The sequence below is a fragment of the Streptomyces sp. NPDC005648 genome, from assembly GCF_040605395.1.
Lineage (GTDB): Bacteria > Actinomycetota > Actinomycetes > Streptomycetales > Streptomycetaceae > Streptomyces.
Map to the genome: position 1 here is coordinate 1 of NZ_JBEXCS010000106.1, position 25,049 is coordinate 25,049.

A 25,049-nucleotide genomic window follows, 5' to 3' on the forward strand; every position below is an offset into this window, starting at 1 on the left:
CCGAGCCGCTCCTCCAGGCGTACGGTCACCGTGTCGCCCTCGCCCTTCCCGATGGCCCTCGCCCGCCGGGGCGGACGCGCGGCTGCGGCTTCGGACAGGCTGGGACATCAGCGGGTCATCCCGTCTTCGCGGCGGTCTCGAGGTCGCTCTGCAACCCGTCCAGAGCCGCCTTCGCCTTGCCCGAGGACATCGCCTGCGTGGTGCGCTTGTTCAGCGCGATGGCCATCGCCTGGTAGTACGGCGGAGCCGGGATCGGCGCGGTCTCGGGGAACTTGGTGAGGGTGTCGTAGAAGACGTTCCAGTGCTTGGGGCCGGTGGTGGCGTACCGCTCCGCCGTGAGCATCGACTTGCGGGCCGGGGTGGTGACGTTGCCCGGGATCAGCAGGTCGATGTTCTTCGGCTGCACCAGGGTCTTGAGGAACTCCCAGGCGAGGTCCTTGTTCTTGGACGACTTCATGATGCCGTAGCCGCCAGAGCCGAACAGGTGGCGCTGCGACTGCCACTTGGGGAAGTACTGCACGTCGAACGCGTCATCCGCCATGCCCGCGTTGTGCAGGCCGCCCGCCCAGAAGCCGCCGCCGATGGCCGTGCCGATCTTGTTGCTGGCGAACAGGCCCTGCAGCGTGGTGCCCCCGCCGACGTCCGGCTTGGGCGAGATCCCCTCCTTCTGGAGCTGGATCAGGTACTCCAGCGACTCGACGGTGGGCGCGGAGTTCGCGGTCGGATCCCCCCAGCGCCAGCCGCCCTTACGACCCGAGGCGGCCGGGTCGCCCGGGTAGAAGGTCTTCCACAGCCAGTCGCCGCCGTCCCACTTGCCCTCGCTCAGCAGGTTGCCGCCGTTGGCGTACATCCACGAGGTCCACGAGCCCCACAGGCGCACGACCCAGTCGTAGCCGACCGTGTTGCCGCCCTTGGCGGAGATCTTCTTGGCGATGTCGTGGAAGTCGTCCCGACTCCAGTCGTCGGCCGGACGCTCCACGCCGACGCTCTTGAACAGGGAGGTGTTGTAGAACATGTTGCCGGCGTTGAAGTCGGTCGGCAGCTCGTACAGGTGCCCCTGGTACATCATCGCCTCGACCAGCGCCGGGTGGACGTCGGCGAAGTACGGCTTGAGCTCGGCCGCGTCCCGCTTGACGTAGTCGTCCAGCGGTTCGGCCAGCCCCTTTTCCGCGAACAGCTGCAGTCCCTCGGTCGCCACACAGCACACGTCCGGTGCGTTGCCCGCGGAGATCTGGGTGAGCAGCTTGCTGAAGAAGTCGTTCCAGTCGGTGCCCGTGGTGCCGATGAACTTCACCGTCGCACCCTTGTGGGCCGCCTCGAACTGCGCCGCCGCCTTCTGCATCTTGTCCGCCGACGCCTGATCGGTGAAGATCGCCACCTTCAGCGTCTTCGAACCCGACGAGCTGGAGGAAGAGCCGGATGAGCAGGCCGCCGCCAGCGAGCCCACACCCGCCACCGCCACGGATGCGGCGCCCGCTCTGAGCAGGGAACGGCGGCTGAGCTGAGTCTTGAAGTCCCCAGAGGACATACGTGTACCCTCACTGTGTTCCAAGTACAGACAGGGATGACGACCGTTGCACCGGCCGCCTGTCTTGTTGCGAGTGCTTCGCCGTCCCGGGTTCAGAGCCGGGGCGGCGAAGTGACCGATGCCCGTGCCACCAGCGGGCAATGCAGCATCTCCTGCGTGACCGGGCCCGGTGGCGAGTCCGGCGTTCCGGTGAGCGCGAGCAGCTGCGTGACAGCCCGCGCCCCCATCTCGTAGTGCGGGAGCTGGACCGTACTCAGCCTCGGATGCAGCGTCTCCGAGACCAGCTCCTGATTGTCGAAGCCCACCACCGACAGATCACCGGGAATGGACAGACCCAGTTCGGCCGCCGCGCGGTAGGCGCCGGCCGCCATACGGTCGTTGAAGCAGAACAGCCCGGTCGGCCGCTCATCGAGAGTCAGCAGACGCCACGCCGCCCGGTAACCGGCATCCGCGTCCCCGGCCGGCGTGCCTATGTGCACCGCCTTCTCGGCGGCCACGAGGGCAGGGTCGTAGCCGATCCCCGCCTCTTCCATTGCCTTGCGATAGCCCTCGATACGGCCGTGCAGCGCGGGGATGTCCGCGACGCCCACCGTCATGCCGATCCTGCGGTGCCCGTGCTCGATCAGCTCGCGCACCGCCGTATGACCGCCCTGGACCTCGTCCGGCACCACGAACGGTACCGACGGGTCCTCGCAGCGCGCGTCCAGCAGCACCGTCGGCGTCGAGCGCAGACTCTCGGGGAGTTCCACGACCCGGTGGTACATCGCCGCATACAGCACGCCGTCGACCTGGCGCTGCAGCAGCATCTCGATGCTGCGCCGCTCCAGCTCCGCATCACCGCCGGTGTTCACCAACAGCAGCACCATGCCCTGCGCCGCCGCGGCCTCCTGAGCACCGAGGATGATCCGGCCCGAGTTCGGGGTGGTGGCGATCTCGTCACCGATGAAGCCGATCGTCTGCGACCGCTGCGTCCGCAGCCCCCGGGCCAGACTGTTCGGCTTGTACCCGAGTTCCTCGGCGACCCGAAGAACCCGCTCCCGGGTCTCCGCACCGATCCGCTTGCCCTCGACCCGGTTGAGGACGTGCGACACCGTCCAGGTGGACACACCTGCCGCGGCAGCCACGTCCTTGATCCCGATCCGGCGCGCCATGATCTCCACCCCAAAGTGGTTGATACCGGGTTGGCTCATCGTTTAGCCAACCGCGTGCACTGAGAGTGCCTTCGGCCAAAGCCGCTGTCAATGGCTCGTTACGAACTCGTGGCCGCGGCATGTCCCGCCCCGGCTCTCCGCCCGTGTCCCGGGGAGCCTCGAACTTCTGCGGCGACTGGCTGTGGTGGGGACGAGTTCTGGACGTAGGTTGGACACAAGGATCGGAAAAGACTGACAAGGGCTGAGAGGGACTGAGACGGCAAACCGCGTCTGACGTGGGAAAACGGTCAGGATGAGCACTGATCGGCAAGGGCCGCCAAGATCCCCAATGGACTCATAATCCGTCGGCCGTGGGTTCGAGTCCCACCCGCCCCACCTGTGCAGGGCTGTGACCTGCGGAAACGTTCATTTTTGGGTGTCGGATCGTCAACTTCGCCTGAACGGGCTGAATCCGCTGCTCGTCAGCTTGGAGTCCGGTGACACTTGGGGGAGCTCCAGCCCATCTGACCTGCGGCGGCGTAGGTGATTGAGGTTGGCTTGCGGTGTCCGACCGGCCGACTGAAGGCTCGGTGACAAGATCCAGGGGCCGTACAGGGGCCGGGACGGTGGCGGCGCCGAGGGGCATGAGGATCTGGTGCCCTCGGGGATGACGGCGACGTCAGTGGTGGCGGTGCAGAAGAAGGTCTGCACCGGCGACTGCCTTCGCACCGCCTCGCCGAAGACGACCCGTGCCACATCCGGCCGTTCCGCAGCCGTTGCCACTGCTCGGGATGTGTGGGATCACGTACAGGGAGCGCACCCATCAGCGGTGCCTGTACGGGGTGAGGTCCCCGTGGTCGGCGGCGGCCCAGATCCGTACGCCGAAGCCGTCCTGGGCCGATGCCCCTCGGGCGCAGTCGCGCCTTGTGCCTGCGGACCTCGTCGCCGAGAGCAGCCGGCGCGATTCCGCGCGCCGAAGCGACGACGGAGGAGATCGCTCCGGCAGGGCGGCGACAGCACGTACGTACATGGAATACGTACTCTTACCGACGTGTCCCTGACACCTGTGCCGTTTTTCTTGCATTCATGACGACACCGAGCGTGAAAGCGCAGATGCCGAGGAATGTCAGGCTGGCGTTGGTGGGGGTATGGGTCCAGGCCGTGCTGAACCTGGCGGCGGGATTCCTGTTGCTGGCCGTGGTGAACGACGCGGTGGACCACGGTCAGGACGAGGGGGTCGGGCTGCTCCGGTTCGTGGCGGTGCTGTCGCTGCTGATCGCGGGGGCGCTCCTGCTGTGCGGTGTTTTCGCGGGCAAGCGGTCGAACGGGGTACGTGTCACGGTCATCGTCATCGAGGCGCTGGGCCTGCTGAGCGGTGTGCTGGGCCTGTTCCAGGGGGGCGGCGTCGGGGTCGTCCCCGGCATCGTCTTCGCCCTCGTCGTGCTGCGGGGCTTCAGTTCCGCGGAAGCCAGGAACTGGTTCGACCAGTGAGGTACATGTCGAGGCGCACACCCGGGCCGAAACACTCCGTCGTGCCTGTCGCCTCGGTCCTCGCCGTCGCCGTCCTGTTCACCGGGGGCTGTTCGAGTGCCCAGGGCACATCCCTTTCCGGGGATCCGTCCGAGAGCGCAACGGAGGTGTCCGAGTCGCCGAGCCCTTCGCCGACTCCCTCGCTCACTCCGCCGTATCCGACCGGGGCGTCAGGTTGCCACGACAACAGGGGGTGGACGGCCGAGGAATCGAAGGACTGGGTTCAGCTCGTCGTCTCCACGCCCCAGGAGGACTACGACGACGAGGGGGTGACGGTCGTCAGCGTGCCGGGGTACAACGGACCGCTCTGCCGGAAGATCACCGTGCAGGTCGAGTTCTGGAAGCTGGTGTACGGAGTCGCGGACGGCGCCGACGGCGAACGCCTCTCGAACGGGTTGCGGCCCAGCTACTACTTCGACATCCACCGGGTGAAACGCGTCGAACTCCATGCGGACGCGAGAGTCGATCAGAAGATCGCCCTGCCCGCGTCCCTCTACGCGACGGACCGCAGCCCCTGCGTGGGCGCCCTCCTCTCGATCACCGTGGGCAAGCCGCTGACGAGCAAGGAACTGCCCAAGGAGGTCGGGGTCGGCGGCGGACAGGACGTCTCGGGGCGCGCCACGGTGGACTTCCGGTCGAAGCGGGTCGCCGACTACGAACTGTCCGAGCCCTCGGCGCCGCAGGTGTGCAGCCCGGACGGCAAGCCCACCGCCGACCCGGCCGATGTACCCGCACCGGGCTCCCAGCCGACGGACCTGTACCCGACGGACCTGTACCCGACGGACCTGTACCCGACGCCCGAAAGCAGCTTCGACCTCGGCGACGTCTTCGGCACTGCCGCGCCCTGAGCCATTCCCTCCGCCATTCCTTGAGTCACTCCCTGTGCCCCTTCTGCGGGGCCGGGCTCGCACCGACTTCCTGACCCTTTCACTGCACCCTGGGGAAATCACATGCGTACGTACACCGCCGCCACCGTCCTTTCCGGCGCCCTCGTCCTCTCGGCGCTCGTTCTTCCGGGTGCCGCCCAGGCGGCGGAGCACCCTGGAACGGCGACGGATCTCAGAGCCTTCGCCTCGCGGAGCGTCCGGCCGAACGACGCGCTGGGCGGCACCACCTTCAAGGACGGCGTCGTCAACAACGGCAAGGACATCGTTCTCGGTGTGACGGGCAAGAAGGCCGTGCCTGTCACGTTCACCGCCTTCGACGAGGAAGGCGTAGCCCTCACCACGGCGTTCCTGTGGCAGGGCACCGACAGTTCGAGCACGGACACCATCACCGGCGCCCTGGGCACGGACGACAACCCCGTCTGCGCGGAGACGCCGGTCCAGGGCGGTTACAGCTACAGCTGCAAGACGGTCTTCACCATCGACCCCGCGGTCGCCTTCAAGCACGGCAACGGCACCGCGGGGACCTGGAAACTCTTCCTGGGCGCCTACGACCTCTACGCGAACGCCAGTTACGACGACGACGTCGCCAGGGCCAAGATCAAGCGCGCCGCCGCGCTGACCGCCGACGCCTCTCCCGAGCCGGTGAAGAAGGGCAAAACCATCACGGTCACCGGCAAGCTGAGCCGCGCCAACTGGACCACGGGCAAGTACGCGGGATACGCGAACCAGCCGGTGCGGTTGCAGTTCCGCAAGAAGGGCAGCAACACGTACACCACCCTCAAGACGGTCAACACCAGCAGCACCGGCACCCTGAAGGCCACCACCAAGGCCGTCTCGGACGGCTACTACCGCTTCGTCTTCGCCGGCACCACCACGACCGGCTCCGCGACGGCGCCCGGCGACTTCGTCGACGTCAGGTAGGCGACCGACCGGCGTACCGGGTTCAGCCCTGGTCGGCGCGGCCCTCCCCGAAGCGGCTCCCACCGCGGCGGCGGGCCATCAACGTGGCCAGGGCGGTACGCGAGGAGACCCCGGTCTTGCGGAAGGTGCGGGAGACATGGGTGTCGACGGTACGACGGCTGACGTAGAGCCGGTCCGCGATGGCCTGGCTGGTGAGCCCCTGCGCCACCAGTTCTGCTATCTCCAGCTCCCGGGCGGTCAGCGTGGCCAGCCGCTCGGTGAGTTCGGCGCGGTCCGGGGAACCGTACGGAGTCTCCGAGCCGCCGCCGGGCGGACGGGTGGCGTCGGCGAGGCCGACCAGCATTCCGCTGCCGCCCGCCTCGGCGAGCCGGCGCCCCCTGAGCCAGGCGTGCGTGCCGCTCCGGCCGCGGCCCGCCGCCGCTTCCAGCGGGGCGCCGAGCAGCAGGGAGTAGGCCTCCCAGAAGACCGCGCCGCAGCCGGCGCTCTCCGCCGCGGCCTCCGCGAACAGGTCCGCCGCCGCTGCCGTCTCCCCCTGCGCCAGCGGCAGATGGGCGCTGCTGCGCAGCGCGGACGCCCGCTGCATCGGCAGCCCCAGCTGTTCCGCCTCCTTCCGAGCCCGCTCCGCCCAACCGCGGGCCTCCTCGGGCCTGCCCGTCACCAGTGCGGAGGTGACCAGGATCTCCAGGTACAGCGGGCGCAGTGACGGCTGGATCCGCTGCAGTTCGGGGCCGCCCGCCCGGAGCATCGCGTCCCGTGCGCGGACCGGGTCGCCGGCCATGAGCGCGGCCCAGCCGAAGATGCACCAGGCCGTGGACGCCCACCAGTCGACCCCGCTGCCGGCCGCGGCCACCGCCTCCTCGGCGACGGCGAGGGGGCGCGGATCACCCGGCGGGCAGCCGGCGACGAGCGCCGAGGCCTTGCTCGCCAGTACGAACGCGAGCAACTGGTCGCTGCCGATCCCGCGGGCGATGTCCTCGGCCTGGTCGGCGAGTTCCACCGCCGAGGAGACCCGGCAGGTCTGGACCCGGACATGGGACAGGCACAGCAGCAGATGGGGTACGACGTAGAGCTGGCCGCTGCGGCGGGCGATGTCGAGGCCGCGCTCCGCGTGCCGCTCGGCGTCCGGGTAGTGCTCCAGGAAGGCCTCCGCCCAGCCGAGCCGGGCCAGTGGCTCGCACAGCGCGGTCAGGTCGTTGTCGGGCAGGGAGTCGACCAGGGCTGCGGCCTGCCGGGCGAGTCCGTGCGCCGCGGTCATGTTGCCCTCGTACGCTTCTCCCAATGCTGCTACGGCGAGGACGCCGGCCTCCCCGACCTCGTCGCCCGTGGACCGGGCCGCCGCGAGCGCGGCCTCGACCTCGGTGCGCACCTGGGCGTACGAGGTGTCGCTGTCCTGAGGCGCGGCCGAGCCGAGCTCCAGGCCGAGCCGGACGACGTGGGCCGGTGCGGGTCCGCGGGCCAGTTCCCGGCGCAACAGGGCGACGGCCTCGGTGCAGCGCCCCAGATGACGTTCCACCAGCGCGCACAGGACGACCGCGCGCACTCTGAGGCCCTGGTCCTCAACGGTGGCCGGGCCGTCGGGTGACCGCCGCGGGGTGGCTATCAGCTCCTGAAGCAGGTCGCGGCTCTCGCGCAGGCCACCGCACGCGGCCAGCGCGCGGGCCCGCCGGAAGACCAACTCGCGCCGCCGGGCGGTGTGTTCGGGAGTGTGCGGAAGATGACGGAGGGCGACATCGAGCCAGTGGGCGCAGCTCGCCGGGGCCGTACGGGCGGTTCGGGCGGCGGCCTCGTCGAGCACGGCCACCGCTGCCGGGTCCCAGGCGGTCAGCGACTGTTCCACATGGTGGGCCCGCTCGGCGGCGGAGGCGCCCGCGCGGGCCAGTTCCTGCGCGGCGATCCGGTGGATCTCGACGCGTCTCAAGAAAGGCGTGCTTTCGTGGACGAGGGTTCGTACGACCGGATGCCGCAAGGTCAGCAGGCCCTGCGGGGCGGAGCGCAGCAGGTCGCGGCGGGTGAGGGCGTGGACGTCGGCGGCGAACGCGGTGCCGGAGCGGCCGGTCACCCGGCTCACCATCGCCGGGGTGGCGTGCTCGCCCAGTACCGCCACGGCCTCGACGATGTCGCGCCGGGAGGGGGCGAGCACCGTCAGTTCGTCCAGCAGTAGGCTGCCGAGCCCGGGCGGCGCCGAGGGTTGGGGCGTCGTACGCCCGCGGTGGGCCTGAAGGAGGGTCAGGAAGTAGAACGGGTTGCCCTCGCTCGCGGCGTACAGCGCGGCGGTTTCGGCGGGCGGCAGGCCGGGGCCGGCCAGTTCGGCGCAGTCGCGTGAGCTCAGCGGTCTCAGGCCGAGTCTGATGACCGTGCCGGTGTCGAGTTCTCGGGTGAGCCTGGCGGCTAGGGACTCGGGAGTCTGGCGGTCACGGCGCGTCACGGCCAAAACGACGGGGGCGTGCAGGGGATGGCGTACGAGATGGTCCAGCAACTCCAGTGACGACGGGTCCGCCCAGTGCAGGTCGTCGAGGGCCAGCAGCAGCCCGGACGGGGCGGCGAGCCGGGCGAGCAGGGCGGCCGTGGACCGGTGCAGTCCGAAACGGTCGACCGTGCCGTTCCGCTGGAGAAGGGGCGCCACCGCGTCGGTCTCCTGGAAGCCGTCCAGGGCGTGCGGGTCGAGGTGGGCGAGCGCGTCGGTGAACACCTGGAACGGCACCTGCCGTTCGTACTCCGTGGCTCTGCCGCGCAGTACCGTCATTCCGCGTCGGCGTGCCCGTGCGCAGACCTCGCGGAGCAGCCGACTCTTGCCGATGCCTGCCTCACCGGTGATGTCGACGAGCCGGGAGCGGCCGCTGTCACCAAACTCCTTGCCCCTCGCCGTTCCGCGCGCGTCGCGTGCCGCGCGGTCGAGCAGCGCGTCGAACCGGGCCAGCTCGACGGAGCGGCCCAGCAACGGAGCCCCGTTCTCGCTGTCCTCAACTACCGCGTCCGCGCCCACAGTTGCCCCCTGTCTTTACATTCCCCTCACATATCATTCTCTCCCGGTGATCGTCGTAACCGCCGCGTCGGTGAACCGGGGCGGAAGGATCTCACAGGGCGAGCCGTCGGTCCGGTCGGAGACGGGTGGTTCCCCTCAGCCCTCCCGGCGCCGGGGCGGAGACTCTGCACACAGGAAAGGGGATCCGCTGTGCGAGGGTTCGCTCTCCTCGGCTGAACTGGGCGGACGCGGTGCACCATTCTTTGTCCCGGTTGCCGGCTGTAATGCCGGTCCGGGTTGTCGGGTGCGACTCGGTGCCGCCCTCTGCCGGCAACGGGCATCCTTGGCTGTGAACAAGGAGTGATCAATGATCCCCCGACGTCAAGGGAGTGCAGCAGGTGGGATGACTCGCCCACCTCGACCCACGCAACGATGTGCTCGATGCCCGTCCAGGCCCGTGGCAGCATCGGCGTCTCCCTGGGGGGTGCCCAACCGGCACTCGGGGCGGACGGGTGCTGACGAAGATCGCGGCCATCAACGACCGCCTCCCGGAACGCACCATCTACCCCCGCAAAGAGCTGGTCTCCCGGCTCCGGATGGGGAGATGCGAGCTGTGTGAGCGTCCCGGCGAGATGGAAGTCCACCTCCGCAAACAAGGAAGTCCTGCGACGTTCACCACGCTCTCACTGGCGCGCCGGATGCCTGGAAAACGAGCATGTCCGGTTCGGAGGGAGGTCGCACGGAGGACCTGTCCAACGGCAGGAACCTCGCCGTGCGGCCCACCCCACAGGCCGCGAAGGGGCAGGTGGGCCTGGACGAACACGAGGTACGCAAGTGGTGCTCGTGCTACCGGCACACCACCGTGCGTACGACCGGATCGTCGTCGCCCCCGCCCGCACCGCCCGGACCTGGCTCGCCCTGCACCGGCACCGCTGGAGCATCCGCCGCCAGACCCGGGCCCGAACCAGCCACTACCGCACCCGAGCCGCGCGCGCTCACTCACCGTGAAATCACCGGCTGCAGTATGAGGACGGGCCCTTCGGTGAGAACACGGAAGGGCCCGGGTCTTTCTCCCCGCATCGGGGATGGTGGCCTGAGCCTCGGCCGGCCGGCGCACGGTCAGATCAGGGAGCTCTTGTAATAGAAACTCGCCATCTTGTCCGTATCGGTAGCGGAGTTTTCGGAGGCGAATCCCATGACCAGCCGGCAGGCGGCCGTGTTGCTGGTGTCGGGGATTTGAATGGCGAGGCCCTCGGGTTCGCGGTAGTAGAGGCTTTCCGCGGCTTTTGTGAGCTGGCGGTCACTTACGGATCCGGTGTTCCAGTCGATTCTCGTGATGTATGTGTTGCCAGCAGGATTGGTGGGCGTCGTGGTCGTGCTGTCCGCGTACGTGTACGCGTTTCCGTCGATCATGTACAGGTATTGCCCAAGGGTCGTGAAGCCCTGGAAGTCGGAATACGCGCTACCGGTCGGCTGTGTCACTGTCGCGAGCGGTGTGAATGTGCCGGCCTTGAACGCGGTGAGCTCGTAGAGGCTGAACTTGAAGACGCCGCTGACGCGATACCGCACGGCCAGGCGGCTGTTGACCGGGTCGATGGCGATGGTCGTGCGGTCGGCTCCGGACACCGGGCTGAACTTGGTGACCTGCGACGAATCGCTGGTGAGGACTGTGCCGTTGACGAACTTGAAGCGGGCGAGCTTGCTGCCCCACCCATTGGTGACGCCGGCCGAATCAGTGGCGGCGACGGCATCGGTCTCGGTCCACAAGTAGGCGCTGTTTCCTGAGGGTTCGGCGGCGATCGCGACACCGTGTCCGAATCCCTTGAGGTACATTCGGCCGATTTCCGCGCCGGTGAGATCGAGGCGGGTGACGGCCAGGTCGCCGTTGGCCGCGCGCTCGGTTCCGGTGTACTGGCGGGTTTCGCCGGGGAGTTGGCGGCCGCCCTGGACCAGGTTGACCGTGTAGACGTGCTTGTTGGTGTTGTCGAAGGAGAAGGACTGCAGGACACGTACGTCCTGGAGGTCTATTTCCCGCAGCAATTCACTCGATGGCGCGGTGAGGTCGAACTTCGTGGATGCGGCGACCGCCGCGGACGCGGTGCCACTGGTCAGGGCGACGGTCGCGGCCGAGCCCAGTGCGGCCGTTCCCAGCATTCCCCCGGCCCATTTCACGAGCTGTCTGCGACTCATCCCCGAAAGAGCGTCACCCATGTCGTCTTCCCCCTGGAGTTCTCCTTGGCTGTGAGGGGGGATTGAAGCATCCGGAGATCTCGTGACGCCAGCCTCGGTTTGTCGCCGTTCCCGAGGTCGGGTCGATTCCGGCGGAACCGGGAGTAAATCTCGTAGTGGCCTGCAATCTGCCTGAATCGACAAGCAACGGACTTCGGGTGAATCGAATCGCGACCGATGTCCACATCTTCGATAAACGTGATCCAAGTCACTCTCGTAAGGAGAGTGTGAAGAGGGGGTTGGTGTGGATCATCCGTTTTGCGGGGCTGTCGGCTGACGGGTGGGGCCGTTTAGCGTGCACCTTTGATCAGGTCATGACCAGCGGTTGACTCAAAGACCACCCAACGTCATAGCCCGTTCACGTTGCTTGCCCACTGGGGTGTGGGCGGTTTTGGCCGTTTTTTGGGGGGGATGATCGGTGCGATTGAGGCGCAGACACAGAACGAACATGTCGTGGGCGCTGGCCGCGGCGGTGGCCGTGTCGTTGTTGGGAGCACCGGCGGCCGAGGCCGCGGCGGCGGTTGTCACCCTGGTGCCCAAGCCGGTGAACGTACCTGCCGAGGCTCCCGGGAGCGTGCCGCGTGACGGCGCGGAGCCGACGCGGACCGAGCCCGCCCGCGCGACCTGGCCGAAGTCGGCCGAGGCGCGGATATCCCTGGCCGACCTGACGGCGGGCAAGTCCGCCCCGGTCGCCCCGGCCGCCGGAGGCAAGGCGACCGTCCAGGTCGGACCCGCCTCCCCGGCCGCCCTCGTGTCGTCCCTCCCCGGGACCCGGTCACCCCTCACCGCCGCCCCGAAGGACGTCGACGTCAAGGTCCTCGACCACGCCCGACTGGCGCCGGTCGGTGGCACCGGCGTGGGCGTCCGGGTCACCCGGCGGGACGGCACCGGAACCCCGGGCCCGGTGCGCGTCGCCATCGACTACTCCGGCTTCAAGGACGCCTACGGCGGCAACTTCGCCTCCCGGCTGCGCCTCGTCGCCCTGCCCGCGTGCGCGCTGACCACACCGAAGGCCAAGGGCTGCTCGTACGACACCCCGAAGTCCGTGCCGATCACCAACGACACGGCGAAGAACACCATCACGGCGACCGTGCAAGCGGACGGGGACCCGGCCGCCCGCGTCCCGGTGATCCAGCCCAACGGCTCGACGCTGTCGCAGTTCCAGTCCGCCCAGACCCTGGCTGCCACCACCGACTCCGGGACGGTGTACGCGCTGGCGTCCGGCTCGTCGTCCGACGCCGGTGACTACCGCGCCTCGACGCTGAGCCCGACCGGCTCGTGGAACGTCTCCAAGGGGTCGGGCGCGTTCACGTACAGCCTCCCCATCGACGTACCGAAGCCCCCCGCCGGCACCGCGCCCAGCCTGTCGCTCAACTACAACTCGCAGTCCGTGGACGGCATGACCTCGGCCGTGAACACCCAGGCCGGGACGGCCGGGCTGGGCTGGGACCTGGGCATCGGCTTCATCGAGCGCCGCTACCGCGGTTGCCAGGACGACGGCACCGGCAGCGGCTGGGTCGGCGACCTGTGCTGGGACTCGCCGAACTCCACCAAGGAGCCCGACGGCGCGGTCTACGTCATCAACCTCAACGGCGTGACCTCGCAGCTCGTGCAGGACAACAACGGCACCGGCTGGTACCACGTCCTGGACGACCCTGGCTGGCGGGTGCAGCATCTGTCCGGCGGCTACGGCTCGGACGACGAGTACTGGGTGGTCTCCACCCAGGAGGGCATGCGCTACTACTTCGGCTGGGGCCGCTCGGAGCGCCAGACGGGCACGGCGACCAACTCCGTACTGACGGTCCCCGTCTTCGGCAACAACCCGGGCGAGCCCGGCTACAACGGCGGCGTCGGCGTCTCCACCCAGGCCTACCGCTGGGGCCTGGACCGGGTCGTGGACCCCAACGAGGTCGAGACGGCCTACTTCTACGAGAAGGAGCAGAACAAATACCGCTCCGTCCTGCTCACCGACCAGGCCCGCACGTACGACTCCGCCGCCTACCCGGTGCGCATCGAGTACGGCTGGGCCTCGCAGATCGCCGGCGCGCAACTGCCCGCCCAGGTCGAACTGCGGTACGTGGGCCGCTGCGTGGAGCGGATGAGCGACACCGACCCCCTGGCCAAGGAACCTGACCCGTGCCCCGGCATCTCCGGCAACCCGAGTTCGTATCCCGACGTGCCCACGGACCTGATGTGCGACGGCACCGACGGCTGCAAGAGCATCACCGGTGAGACGTACTCGCCGACGTTCTTCGCCACGAAGATGCTGTGGGACGTCAAGACCTGGGTCCGGGACAACGACAGCTCCGCCTGGGACCCGGCGATGCAGTACCAGATGAAGTACGGCCTGCCGAACCCGGACGGTGTGATCGACGCCAACCTCTGGCTGGACTACGTCCAGCGCCGCGGATACGGCAACGGTACGGACATCACCCTGCCCACCATCAACATCAACGGCGAGTGGCGGGACAACCAACTCGGCGGCGGCGTACTGAACTTCCGCCGCGTCACCCAGATCCACGGAGACCTGGGCGCGTTCACCAACGTCACCTACCGGAACTACGACGCGCAGGACACCTGCGACATCAACAGTCCGCCGTCGGAGTCCAACAACACCCAGGCCTGCTTCAAGCAGCGCTGGGTGCCCGAGGGTTCGACCACCGAGAAGACCGGCTGGTTCAAGAAGTACGTGGTCGCCAAGGTCAGCGTCGACCCCGGACCCGGAGCGGGCGCCGCCAACGACGGCGACCCGGTGATGACGACGACGTACGACTACGTGGGCAAGCCCGCCTGGGCGTACCCCAACGACCCGCTGGTCAAGGACGCGAACGAGTCCTGGACCGACTGGCGCGGCTACCAGCAGGTCGAGGTCCACACCGGCACCAAGGACAACGCCGCCTCCACCTACTACTGGCTGTACCGCGGCATGGACGGCGACCGCACCTCCAAGACCGACTCGTCCGCCACCCGTTCCGTGACCGTCGACGACGGTGACAGCGGCAGCGCGGCGAAGACCGACTCCCCCTGGCTGGCGGGCCGGGTCCTGGAGTCCAGCGACCGCGACGGCACCGGGCAGTCGCACAAACGGGTGTGGCACGAGTACTGGGTCCACGACACCGCCCAGTACGACGGTCTGCCGGACGCCCGCTTCGTGCGCGAGACCAAGACCACCACGCACGACCTGACCTCCGCGGGCTGGCGCGAGCACGTCGTCAGGGACGAGTACGACGACGCGGACGCGCGCAGCACGACGTACGGCCGCCCGGTGCGCACCAACGACTGGGGCCTCAGCTCCTTCGACGACAACCGCTGCACGACATACGGCTACGCCTACAACACGGACCTGTTCCCGGGTTCGCAGGTCCAGCGCTGGATGGTGCTGCAGGACGACGTACGTCACTACGAGGCGGACTGCGCCGCCACCGACCGGCTGAGCAAGCAGAACGGCCACGCCGTCAAGCTCTTCGACAACGCGGCGGTCGCGACCGGCAGCGAGCCGGCCGCCAACAACAAGCCCGCCGACGGCAACATCACCGCCGTCCTGAAGTACACCGACGCAACGAACTACCGCCTCACGAAGTACGGCTACGACGCGGCGGGCCGGACCACGTCGAGCACCGACGGCAAGAACAAGACCACCACGACCGTCTACCAGCCGAACACGTCCTGGCCGGTCAACGGCGTCAAGGTCACCACTCCCGACCCGGACGACGGCGGTCCCGCGACTGCGCAGTCCACCACCACCTGGTCGTCCCGGCTGTGGGGCATCCCGCAGCAGGTCCTGGACGCCAACGGCCAGACCACCCGGACCGTGCTCGACGCGGTGGGCCGCGTCGTCCAGGTCTTCAAGCCGGCGCAGATCGCCAACTACCCGGACGGCACACCGACGGCGAAGTTCAGCTACACGATCACCACGTCCGACAACAGCGAGGGCGTCCCGGACCTGGTGTCCACCGTCCCACCGAAGGTGACGACCCAGCAACTGCTGTCCGGCTCCACGTTCATGACGGGCTACACCTACACCGACGGCCTGGGCCGCACCCGCGAGACCCAGACCCTGGCACCGACCGGCTCCGGCCGGACCGTCGTCTCCACCCGCTACGACACCTCCGGCAACGTCACCGGCACCAGCGCGCCGTTCTACAACTCCTCCACGGCCGGCTCCGGGATGGTGCTGCCCACGGTGGCGAACCTGCCCTCGTACACCGACCTGATCATCGACTACGCCGGACGCACCACCCAGTCGCGGCTGATGGCGCTGGGCAACCCCCAGGCCCAGTTGCAGACGCTGAAGAACTACCACGGCGACTACGTCACCGAGATGCCGTCCGTCGGCGAGCGCAGGAACGTGTACAACGACGTCTTCGGCCAGACCTCCAAGATCGTGGAGTTCGGCCCGTCCACCTACACCACCAGCTACGAGTACGACCGCTCCGGCCATCTGACCAAGCTCACCGACGCCAAGGGCAACATCTCGACGTACGAGTACAACTGGCTCGGCGAGCAGACCAAGTCGGTCGAACTGGACACCGGCACGCGGCTGACGCAGTACGACGCCAACGGCCTGGTCCAGCAGACCACCGACGGCAACAACGCCGTCCTGACCTACGCCTACGACAACCTGAACCGGCCGCTGACCGTGTCCAAGGGCAGCACCGTGCTGACCCGCAGGACCTACGACACCGCGACCGGAGGCATCGGCAGGGCGGCCACCTCCACCTCGTACTCGGGCGGCTTCGCCTACACGACCGAGGCCGTGAAGTACGACGCCAACGGCCGGCTGACCGACAGCAAGGTCACCGTCCCCACCGACGGCAACGGGCTGCAGGGCACCTACACCGCGACCTACGGCTACGACGCCGCGGGCCACCCCACCACCGTCGCCTACCCGGCCACCGCCGGGCTGCCGGCGGAGACGGTGACCACGTCGTACGACGCGTCCGGTCTCGAGGACAAGGTGACCAGCAGCATCAGCGGCACCACCTATGTCGACGCGACCGACTTCGACTCCCTCGGCCGTCTCACCGGCCGCGCCTACGGCGTCACGGGCGCCGCCAACAGCGCCAAGCGCACCTACACCTACGAGGACACCACCGGCACCGGCTGGCTGAAGAACATCACCACGACCACCACGGCCAAGGGCACCGTCCAGAACGACGACTACACCTACGACCTGGGCGGCCAGATCACCGATCTGAACGACAGGACCACCGGCCAGCACCAGTGCTTCGGCTACGACGAGCTGAACCGGCTCTCCCGGGCGTACACCACGCTGAGCACCGCCGGCTGCACGGGCCCGTTCGCACCGGATCTGGCCACCGGCACGGACCCGTACCAGCTCGACTACACCTACGACGGTGCCGGCAACCTTCAGAAGGTCACCGACACCAAGTCCACCGGCGCCGTGGTCAACGACTACGTCTATCCCGGCTACTCCGCCGACCAGTCGACGTACACCCCCAACGCGGCGCGTCCGCACGCCGTCTCCTCCGTCAAGACGCCCACGGGCACCGACAGTTACGGCTACGACAACGCCGGCCAGATGACGTCGAGGACGGTGAAGGGGGCGAGCACCACGCTGATCTGGAACGAGCTGGGACAGCTCGTCCAGACCACCGGCGCCTCGGCCACGTCGTACGTCTACGACGCGGACGGCAACATGCTGCTCCGCAAGGGCAGCGCGGCCACGGTCCTCTACCTGGGCGGCCAGGAGATCCGCAAGGCCGGCAGCACCGTCACCGGCACGCGGTACTACGCGGACGGCACCAGCACGGTCGCGATGCGCACCTCGGGCACCGGCGGGACCGTCACCTGGGTGATGTCCGACCCGCAGGCGTCGACGTCGGTGGCGGTGGACTCCGCGACCAACGCCGTCACCCGCCGCCGCTATCTGCCCTTCGGCGCCCAGCGCGGCGGAAGCCTGCCGAGCGGCACCGACCACGGCTTCCTCGGCAAGAGCGAGGACTCCGACACCGGACTGTCCGTCCTGGGCGCCCGGATGTACGACTCGAAACTCGGCCGGTTCATCTCCACGGACCCGCTGAGAACGCCGTACACACCGCAGAACATGAACCTGTACAGCTATGCGATGAACAACCCGATCGCCTACAGCGACCCGACCGGCCTGGAACCGCACGGCGACCCGTGCCTGTACGACCTCTCGGACTGCCCGAAGGACGTACAGGAGTCGGTCGGCTACGACCCGAGCAGCGGCAAGGTCTACCCGGAGAAGGGCACCGCGACCGGCGACGGGACGATCAACGAGTGGCTCGCCAACGGCAAGAAGCAGGACACGTCGAAGAAGCTGAGTGAGAAGACCTTCGACTGGCTGAAGAAGAATCTGGGTTACTCCGGGTCGCAATACATGAGCCGGGGCGAGGCGGCGGCGTGGTTGGACAACGCGAAGGACGAGTGGAAAGGAGCGATCAACGCGTTCGCGGGCTGCTACGTTCTCTCGACGCAGAGCTCTGACCAGTGCAAGAAGGCCGTACAGCACGACTACAAGGACGTCTTCGAGAAGGACGACAAGCCCTGGTGGGAGAAGGTCGGAGATTCCGTCAAGGCCCATATCGGCGATGTGGTCGGCCTTGTGGTGACCGGTGTCTGCGTGGTCGGTATCGCGGCAGCGACGGAAGGCGTAGGTCTGGCCGCGGCCGGCGGATGCTCCGCCCTCGGAGGGTTCGTGGGAGGCAGTATCAACTACGCGCTTTCCGATGAGGAGAACAAGTCGGTCGGTGGCTGGGCCGAGTCTGTCGCCTGGTCCACGGCACTCAATGTCGTCGGCACGTTCACCGGAGGCCCGATCGACGCCATGGCGCTGAAAGCCGGCGGGAACACGGCTCTGTTCAGGTTGGCGATGAGGGAATAACCGGAGCAGGAAGCAGCAGTTGAGCCGGGGCGGGGACGGAGAGGTAGGGTCGTCCCGGCCCCGGGGTCGACACCGGTGCTTATCGAGTGGGAGGGGAAAGGTGAGTCGGCTCAAGCGGATGTTCTGGGCGCTCGACGCGTATTCCGGCGGGGCCACGCGCCCCACGGACGCCCGGATGCGGGCCGTCCGGCACCCTGTGCCCTTCGGGGTTGCCGGTGCCGTGTTCGCCAGTGGTATGTGTGCGCTGGCCATAGGCAGGCTGGACTGGCAGATCGCACTCGTGGGACTGGTCGTGGGCGTGCTGTTCGGTCTCCTCGTCGTCCTTGAGCGCAAGCGGCTGGAACACTACGGTTTCCGGCCGGAGGCGGCCTCGAACGACCGGGAGCACGGCGGCGACGCTCCCAGCTCGCGCTGACCGCCCTCGCCTCGGAGAGCCCTTGCGGCCCTGCCGTATCGCCCAGGCGTGGATACGGTGCCGTCGCTTCGCGAACCTGCGCTGCGCCCGTGCACCGGTGTGCGGACGAGTCCGGCGTCAACTCGCCGCCGGACTCGCCCAGTTCACCTCGGGCGCGGCCAATTCACCTCGACGGTGCGAGGTCGACGGACATGTCGGCGACGGCGGCCACGCCAGGCGACGCGGAGTATCGGGCACCGCCCTATGCCGGGGTGGGTCTGACGACCAGCGGCCGGCGGTTGAGCCGGGACAAGTGATCGACGAAATACGGCGGGTGGGTATGGCAGTTCACCCGCGCGTGCCGTGCCCCGGACGGGGCATCGCCGCGATACCGCCTCGGGTGGGCGGTCGGCGAGAGGCTTGACGCCCGTCCGTGCGAGCGCGCGGACGCTACTGCCTGAGGTCGATCGTGCGGACCGGCTGCCTTGTCGTGCGGGCGATGGTTTCGAAGTCGCGGTCGTAGCGGAGGAGGGTGAGTCCGGCTTCCTCGGCGGTGGCGGCCAACAGGAGGTCGACGAGGCCGGCGCTTCGGTGTTCTCCCTTGGCGGTCAGCTCTCTTGGATGACGCGGGAGCGGCGGTGGACGCCGTCCGGCATGGGGCACCAGGCGTAGTGGGCGTCGAATGCCGTCTTCGAGCGGGTGCGGTCCGTGGCGGAGCGGGCCGAGTAGAGGACTTGCAGTTCGGTGAGGTCGCAGATCGCGACGAGGCCGGCGGCGATCCTGTCGTCCCAATCGGCGGTGTTCCGGCGGAGCAGGACGCGGGCGAGGGCGGAGGTGTCGATGAGGTGGTCGGCGACGGTCACTCGTGCGCTCCGGTGTCGCGATCATCGTCCGTCGCGCCCGCACTCGTGGGGCGGTCTGCCTTCTTGTTCAGCAGCAGGTCCATATCGAGGGCGCCGTCGGCCACCAGTTCGCGGGCTTCTTCGAGAAAGCGCAGGCGCCGGTAGCGGGCCGTGACTTCCCGCAGCGCGGTGTTGATGGTGTCGCGCTTGGTGGTGGTGCCGAGTTCTTTGGCTGCCCCTTCCAGCGCCTCATCGTCGAGATCGATGACTGTCCGGCTCATGGTGCCCTCCCTTACCTGACCCACTGTGTATATCAAGGCCCGTCGACGGAGGCGTCACCGTGGCCTGACGCTCTTGGGGCGCCGGAGACAGTGACGTCTGCTCCGTGGCGCCGGCGACCACATCGGAGGAGGCCGTCTGCCCGGCGAAGAGTGTTACCCGATCCTCCATCGGATCTGCCGGCTCGGTTGGGGGTGCCCGTCCGCTGCGGGCGAGTTCGGGCCTCACTCCCGAACACCATCGAAGGCCCCGGGGCCCGGGTGTGCTCGGCCATCCAGGACGCGTGCGGGACGCAGGTTCCCGCCCCACCTATGCAGGCCGCCTACCTGCGGACACATCGATTTCGTCCTGTTGGATCGTCGACTTTTCCTGAACGGACTGAATTTGCTGGAGGCTGTCGCTCGCCGTGCGGGCGGCTGCCCTGGGGCCCGATGCCAGGACCCAGGGGCCGTACAGGGGACGGGACGGGGTCAGGTGCCCGGGCGGATGTTGGGGGCGAAGCGGGCCAGGGCGACGGTTTCGATGGCCGCGATGATGTTGTACGCCAGTGCGGACACCGCGGTGAGGACCGCGACCGAGGCCCAGAGATGGTCGTAGTCGAAGGTGGAGGAGTCCTTGAGCATGGCGTAGCCGAGGCCTTGTCCGGTGGAGAGCCATTCGGCGAGCATCGCGCCTATCAGGGCTCCGGGGACGCCGATGCGGGCGCTGGCGAAGAATGCGGGGACCGCGCTGGGCAGCATGACCTTGCGGGCGATGGTCCAGTCTCCGGCGCCGTACGCGCGGCACAGGTCGGCGGCCTGGCGGGAGGCGGAGCGCAGGCCGAAGACCATGGTGACCAGGGCGGGGAAGAAGACGATCAGACCGCTGATGACGGTGGTGGCCATCAAGCCGCGGCCGAAGACGAGCGTGATGAGCGGGGTCATCGCCACCAGGGGCACGGAGCGTACGACGACCGCCATCGGCAGCAGTGCCTGCTCGACGCTCCGGAGGAGGACGAAGACGACCGCCACGCCCACCGCCGCCGCCAGCCCGGCGACGAAGCCGGACCCGGCGTCCAGCAGCGTGCGGCCCAGACCGGAGGAGACCAGGGAGCGGTGGGCGCCCGCGTCCGGGCTGGTGAACAGGTAGTGGAAGATGTCGACCGGTGACTTGGCCACCAGCGGGTCCAGGTCGTAGACCTGCAGGAAGATGATCCACAGGACGATGACGGCCGCCATCGTCACGACCACGTTCAGCAGCGGGCGCAGCACGCCCGCCGCGAGGCGCAGCGCCGGGGCCCGGTGCGTCTGTGTCGCGGTGCTCATGCGTGTCCGCCTTCCACTGTCGTCGTGCGCGACCACGGCAGGGCGTAGCGGGCGACGAGCCCGACCGCGCCGTACGCGACGCCTGCCACCGCGCCCGAGACCAGGGCGATGCCCCAGGTGCGGGGCACGTCGAGCTGCTGCTGCGCGATGGTCATGGCGATGCCGAGGCCGCTGTCGACCCGGCCGAGGTACTCGCCGATGATCGCGCCCAACAGCGCCGCCGGACCGGCGATCTTGAGTGCGGCAAGCGTGCTGGGCAGCGCGGCGATCAGGCGGACCCGCAGCATCTGCTGCCAGCGGCCGCCGCCGTAGGCGCGTACCAGGTCGAGCGCGGCCGGGTCGGCCGAGCGCAGCCCGAGCAGTGCGCCGATGAGGGTGGTGAAGAAGACCGACAGCCCGGCCATCGCCGACATCGGCTTGTCCCCGTCGAGGACGAGGGACAGGATCGGGCCGATCGCCACGATGGGCAGGCAGTACGAGGCCACCGCGATCTGCGTGATCACCCGCTCCAGCACGGGCACCAGCAGGACCAGTACCGCCAGGCCCAGCGCCAGCCCGTTGCCGACCAGATAGCCGGTCAGGGCCTCGCCGACGGTCTGCTCGACATGGGGACTGTAGAAGGTCCAGCCGTCGTCGAACACGCTCGCCACGACCGCCCAGGGGGTGGGCACGCCGTCCCCGGTACCGACGACCGTGGTGGACAGCAGCGACCACGCCCCGATCAGAGCCGCGATGCCGACGGCTCCGCCGGCCCAGGCGGAACGCCGCGCACTCATGACGCCTCCACCGCTGACGACTCCACCGCGGGACCGGGAGCGTCGGCGGGGCTGTCGACGGGCGTGTCGGCGCGGCCGAACAGGAGTTCCGACAACTGGTCGGCGTACGCGTGGAACTCGGGCGAGCGCATCATCTCCGGTGTGCGGGGACGGGGCAGGTCGATGGTGACCTTCTCCACGATCCGGCCCGGACGGGGCGACATGACCGCGACGGTGTCGCTGAGCAGCACGGCCTCGTTGATGGAGTGCGTGACGAGCAGGGTGGTCACCGCGCGGGCCTGCCAGATGCGCTGGAGTTCGAGGTTGAGCCGCTGGCGGGTCATGTCGTCCAGCGCGCCGAACGGTTCGTCCAGCAGCAGCACCTTGGGGTCGACGACCAGCGAGCGGGCGATGGCGACGCGTTGCCGCATGCCGCCGGAGAGCTGGGCGGGGCGTGCCTTCTCGAAGCCTTCGAGGCCGACCAGCTTGATGAGGTCGGAGATCGCCGCAGGGTCGGCCTTGATGCCGCTGATCTCCAGCGGGAGCCGGATGTTGGCGGCGACCGAGCGCCACGGCAGCAGCGCGGCGTCCTGGAAGGCTATGCCCAGGTGGTGCCGTTTGCGGGCCGCCTCCGGGTCCTCGCCGTGTACGAGGGCCGTACCGGAGGTCGGGCTGTCGAGCCCGGCGAGGATCCGCAGCACGGTCGACTTGCCGCAGCCCGACGGCCCCAGCAGCGCGAGGAACTGCCCCTCAGCCGTGTCCAGGTCGACGCCGGCCAGTGCGGGCACGCGCTGTCGGCCGAGCTTGAACTCCTTGCTCAGCCCGCGCAGGGACAGCCCGGTGCCGGTGCCGGCCGGCCCTCCGGAGTCGTCGGATGCTTCGGGAACGGCTGCTGCGGTACTCATCAGTTGACCTCTGTGTGCGGTGCGGGTGGGTGCGGGTGGGGGAAGCCGGTACCGGCGGGCCGACGGGGCCGCACCGGTACCGCCGGCGCCTCAGATGAGGCTGGGGTCTTCCTTGTAGACCTCTTCGAGGATCGAGAGGTCGAAGAGCTTGTCGGCGGCGATGTCGAGGCCGCCGTACTTCAGCGTCTTGATGTTCTCGTCGATCAGCGCCTGCGTGACCGTGAACAGGCCGTTCTTCTTGGTGTCGGCGCTCACCATCAGCTCGCTCTCGTCCTTGGACTCGAGGGTCTGCTCCTTGGTCGTCAGCCCGAGCCCCTTGCCGTACGTCTCGGCCGCGAGCTTCGCGCCGAGCGCCGGGTCGGCGATGTTCGCCTTCCAGCCCTTGATCTCCGCGCGCAGGAACGCCTTGAGCAGGTCACGCTGCTTGTCGATGGTGTCCTGGCGGACGATGTACGTCTCCGAGACCAGCGGATAGCCGGTGTCGGCGAGCAGCATCGTGGCGACCTTGAAGCCCTTCAGACGCAGCGCGTTCGGCTCGTTCGTCACGAAGGAGAACCAGCCGTCGACGGTGCCCTGGGTCAGGGGCAGCGGGTCGAACTGCACGGGTACCTTCGTGATCTTCGACTCGTCGAGCCCGGTCGCCTTGATGTACGCCGCCCACACGGACTCGTTGCCCGCCTGGACGCCGATCTTCTTGCCGTACATGTCCTGCGGCTTGGCGATCGGGGCCTTGGCCATCGACATGATGCAGAACGGGTTCTTCTGGTACTGCGCACCGATGATCTTCAGTGGCGCTCCCTTGGCGACGGCCGCGCCCGTGATGTCGGGGGCGCTGATCGCCACGAGCGCCTTCTTGGTGACGACGTCCGTCTCCATCGGCGTCGCGGACGGGCCGCCGCCGATCAGCGTGGCCTTCGAGAAGCCCTCGTCCGTGTAGTAGCCCTTGCTGTCCGCTATGTAGCTGCCCGCGAACTCGACGTTCTTGATCCAGGACAGCCGGAGTGTCAGCTCACCGAAACTCTTGGAACCGGAGGACGAGGGGGAGGAGGAAGAGGACGACGAGTCCGAACCGCCGCACGCGGCGAGCAGCGGGCCGCCGAGCAGTACGGCACCGCCCAGTTGCAGTCCCCGCCTGAGGAAGAGACGGCGGTCGGTGGCGGCGAACGCTCTGTCGTCACTGTTCGTACTTGCGGTCATGGCGCGCTTCCTTTCACAGGCCGGGTCGGCACCGGCTCCTGGTGGATCTGTGGAACGGGGGTGGGGCGAGGCCCGGGCAATGCCGGGCCGGTCTCCGGTCGAGCGACTGCCCGGGATCAGGGATCCCGGGTCAGAGGCCGAGGAGGAGTTCGGGGGTGCGGGCGCGGGAGCAGCAGATGGTGATCCGGTCGCCCGCCGCGCGCTCGGCCGGAGTCCGGACCTCGTCGCGGTGGTCGGGTGCGCCGGCCAGGACGGGGGTCGGGCAGGCGCCGCGGATGCCCTGCTCGCAGGAGAGGTCGACCTCGACTCCGTGGGCGGTGAGGACCTCGTCGATGGCGCGGTCGGCGGGGACGGGGTAGCTGGTGCCGGTGCCGGCGATCCGTACGGTGAGGGCGGTGGCGACTTCGGCTTTCGCTCGGGCTCGGGCTCGGGCTCGGGCTGCGGCTCCGGCTTCGGCTCGGGCTGCGGCTCTGGCTGCGGCTCCGGCTCCGGCTCTGGCTCGGGCTGCGGCTCTGGCTGCGGCTCCGGCTCTGGCTCGGGCTGCGGCTCCGGCTTCGGCTCGGACTCCGGTTCGGGCTTCGGCTCCAGCCTCGTCTCGGGCTCGGGCTTCGTCTCGGGCTTCGGCTTCGGCTTCGGCGGATGGTGGAGCCGCCGGGGCGAGGCGTTCGGTGTGAAGCTGCCCGGGGTGCCGGCCCGCGGCGGTCGCCTCAGCCACGACGTGGGTCATGAAGCCGTCGGGCCCGCAGACATGGACGGCCGTGTCCGGTTCCGGGACGCGTGGTTCGGGGGGCAGCTCCGCGCGGACGGTGTCCCCCTGGTCGCTGTGGTGGACCACTGCCCGCTCGCCGAGAGCGGAGGTCTTCAGCCGCTCCAGCAGGGAGGCCTCCGCCGCGCGGGAGGTGTAGTGGTGCAGGACGCACGACGCTCCCCGCGCGGCCAGGGCTTCGGCCGTCGACAGCAGGGGTTTGATGCCGATACCGCCCCCGACGAGCACGTGATGCTCGGCCGCCACGAGCGGGAAGTGGTTGCGCGGGGGCGAGATCCGTAGCCGTCGGCCCAAGGTGAGGTTGCGGTGCAGGGTGCGGGAGCCGCCCCGGCCGGCGTCGTCACGCCGTACGCAGATCAGGTGACGGCCTTTTTCCCGGGGGGAGTTGCACACGGAGTACGGACGGACGAGGGAGGGCCCGAGACGGACGTCGATGTGGGCGCCGGCCTCGAAGGACGGCAGGGCCCCGCCGTCCGCCGTCCGGAGTTCGTCACTGCGGCTGGTGGCGGAGGCGAGGGAGATCGTGTGGACGATGACGTCGGGTGACTGCAC

The 25,049-nt window shown here is 68.9% G+C and carries 16 protein-coding genes and 1 pseudogene; 6 read left to right on the forward strand and 11 right to left on the reverse strand.

Annotated elements, in window-relative coordinates:
* Positions 1-115 precede the first annotated feature (115 nt).
* Together ABZT17_RS38545 and ABZT17_RS38550 are read right to left on the reverse strand one after the other, a co-directional pair.
* The gene (locus ABZT17_RS38545) at positions 116-1,528 is read right to left on the reverse strand and encodes a sugar ABC transporter substrate-binding protein (protein ID WP_356356291.1); all 1,413 of its coding nucleotides are present in this window, start codon (positions 1,526-1,528) and stop codon (positions 116-118) included.
* A 92-nt stretch (positions 1,529-1,620) separates the two neighbouring features.
* Positions 1,621-2,679: a LacI family DNA-binding transcriptional regulator gene (locus ABZT17_RS38550; protein WP_356356293.1), complete on the reverse strand. Its 1,059-nt coding sequence runs from the start codon at positions 2,677-2,679 to the stop codon at positions 1,621-1,623.
* A 1,119-nt stretch (positions 2,680-3,798) separates the two neighbouring features.
* Here ABZT17_RS38550 and ABZT17_RS38555 point away from each other — a divergent pair.
* The 3 genes from ABZT17_RS38555 (at position 3,799) to ABZT17_RS38565 (ending at position 5,996) form a co-directional block, all read left to right on the forward strand.
* Entirely contained in the window at positions 3,799-4,149 is a 351-nt protein-coding gene (locus tag ABZT17_RS38555; RefSeq protein ID WP_356356294.1) for a hypothetical protein, read from the forward strand.
* A 41-nt stretch (positions 4,150-4,190) separates the two neighbouring features.
* A complete protein-coding gene (locus ABZT17_RS38560; RefSeq protein WP_356356296.1) occupies positions 4,191-5,036 on the forward strand; it encodes a hypothetical protein in 846 nt (281 codons plus the stop codon).
* Positions 5,037-5,138: 102 nt separating this feature from the next.
* A complete protein-coding gene (locus ABZT17_RS38565; RefSeq protein ID WP_356356297.1) occupies positions 5,139-5,996 on the forward strand; it encodes a hypothetical protein in 858 nt (285 codons plus the stop codon).
* Between the two features lie 22 nt (positions 5,997-6,018).
* Here ABZT17_RS38565 and ABZT17_RS38570 read toward each other — a convergent pair whose 3' ends face one another.
* Positions 6,019-8,934 carry an AAA family ATPase gene (locus ABZT17_RS38570; RefSeq protein ID WP_356356327.1) on the reverse strand — a complete coding sequence of 972 codons (2,916 nt, stop codon included), beginning with the start codon at positions 8,932-8,934 and terminating at the stop codon, positions 6,019-6,021.
* Positions 8,935-9,792: 858 nt separating this feature from the next.
* Between ABZT17_RS38570 and ABZT17_RS38575 the strand changes: the two genes are divergently transcribed.
* Positions 9,793-9,966, forward strand: coding sequence for a hypothetical protein (locus ABZT17_RS38575; protein ID WP_356356299.1), 174 nt, complete (start codon positions 9,793-9,795; stop codon positions 9,964-9,966).
* 111 nt (positions 9,967-10,077) lie between these two features.
* Here ABZT17_RS38575 and ABZT17_RS38580 read toward each other — a convergent pair whose 3' ends face one another.
* Entirely contained in the window at positions 10,078-11,169 is a 1,092-nt protein-coding gene (locus ABZT17_RS38580) for a Tat pathway signal sequence domain protein (RefSeq protein WP_356356300.1), read from the reverse strand.
* A 466-nt stretch (positions 11,170-11,635) separates the two neighbouring features.
* On the opposite strand from ABZT17_RS38580, the gene ABZT17_RS38585 reads away from it, so the two are divergent.
* Complete coding sequence (locus tag ABZT17_RS38585) at positions 11,636-18,055, forward strand: RHS repeat-associated core domain-containing protein (RefSeq protein ID WP_356356301.1); 6,420 nt, start codon at positions 11,636-11,638, stop codon at positions 18,053-18,055.
* A 100-nt stretch (positions 18,056-18,155) separates the two neighbouring features.
* Positions 18,156-18,470, forward strand: a complete 315-nt coding sequence (locus tag ABZT17_RS38590; protein ID WP_356356302.1) for a hypothetical protein — start codon at positions 18,156-18,158, stop codon at positions 18,468-18,470.
* A 429-nt stretch (positions 18,471-18,899) separates the two neighbouring features.
* Here ABZT17_RS38590 and ABZT17_RS38595 read toward each other — a convergent pair.
* The 7 genes and pseudogenes from ABZT17_RS38595 to ABZT17_RS38625 all read right to left on the reverse strand — a co-directional run bounded on the left by ABZT17_RS38595 (position 18,900) and on the right by ABZT17_RS38625 (position 25,049).
* Positions 18,900-19,312, reverse strand: a pseudogene (locus ABZT17_RS38595) (PIN domain nuclease).
* Positions 19,309-19,572: a type II toxin-antitoxin system VapB family antitoxin gene (locus ABZT17_RS38600; RefSeq protein ID WP_356356306.1), complete on the reverse strand. Its 264-nt coding sequence runs from the start codon at positions 19,570-19,572 to the stop codon at positions 19,309-19,311. Before ABZT17_RS38600 ends, ABZT17_RS38595 begins: the two are co-directional and overlap by 4 nt.
* Before the next feature lie 468 nt (positions 19,573-20,040).
* Positions 20,041-20,874 carry an ABC transporter permease subunit gene (locus ABZT17_RS38605; protein WP_356356308.1) on the reverse strand — a complete coding sequence of 278 codons (834 nt, stop codon included), beginning with the start codon at positions 20,872-20,874 and terminating at the stop codon, positions 20,041-20,043.
* A complete protein-coding gene (locus tag ABZT17_RS38610; protein ID WP_356356310.1) occupies positions 20,871-21,650 on the reverse strand; it encodes an ABC transporter permease subunit in 780 nt (259 codons plus the stop codon). Before ABZT17_RS38610 ends, ABZT17_RS38605 begins: the two co-directional genes overlap by 4 nt.
* Positions 21,647-22,534, reverse strand: coding sequence for an ABC transporter ATP-binding protein (locus tag ABZT17_RS38615; RefSeq protein WP_356356312.1), 888 nt, complete (start codon positions 22,532-22,534; stop codon positions 21,647-21,649). The genes ABZT17_RS38610 and ABZT17_RS38615 overlap by 4 nt, the downstream gene beginning before the upstream one ends.
* A 90-nt stretch (positions 22,535-22,624) precedes the next feature.
* Positions 22,625-23,731, reverse strand: a complete 1,107-nt coding sequence (locus ABZT17_RS38620) for an ABC transporter substrate-binding protein (RefSeq protein ID WP_356356314.1) — start codon at positions 23,729-23,731, stop codon at positions 22,625-22,627.
* Positions 23,732-23,861: 130 nt separating this feature from the next.
* Complete coding sequence (locus ABZT17_RS38625) at positions 23,862-25,049, reverse strand: PDR/VanB family oxidoreductase (RefSeq protein WP_356356316.1); 1,188 nt, start codon at positions 25,047-25,049, stop codon at positions 23,862-23,864.